Annotated in this window: 1 protein-coding gene; it reads left to right on the top strand. The window is 50.9% G+C overall.

Translation table 11 applies throughout. The annotated features are described in order from the left end of the window. Nucleotides 1–32: 32 nt before the first annotated feature. Nucleotides 33–222 (top strand): asparaginase domain-containing protein (locus tag H6B10_RS19125; RefSeq protein WP_204652499.1); only part of this gene is annotated, 190 nt, incomplete at its 3' end.

The raw sequence follows: 222 nt of genomic DNA, 5'->3' as shown, positions 1-222 counted from the left end.
CTGAGAGGTAAGCTGCGGCACCTTGCCGTCATCTGTTTTCAGCGTGGCAATCGTTCCGCCGGTCGCCAACATCAAAATACGTTTCATCGTGGTCTTCCTTCTTATCAATTCAGCTGGACAGCACCAATATCCACCCGGATCACTGGAAACAGATTGCGCAGGCAATCTGGAACCACTATGAAGAATACGATGGTTTTGTGGTGACCCATGGCACCGACACCA

Origin of the sequence: Gemmiger formicilis (assembly GCF_016901605.1) — a bacterium.
Lineage (GTDB): Bacteria > Bacillota > Clostridia > Oscillospirales > Ruminococcaceae > Gemmiger > Gemmiger formicilis_B.
This window is presented reverse-complemented; position numbering and strand designations above follow the sequence as displayed.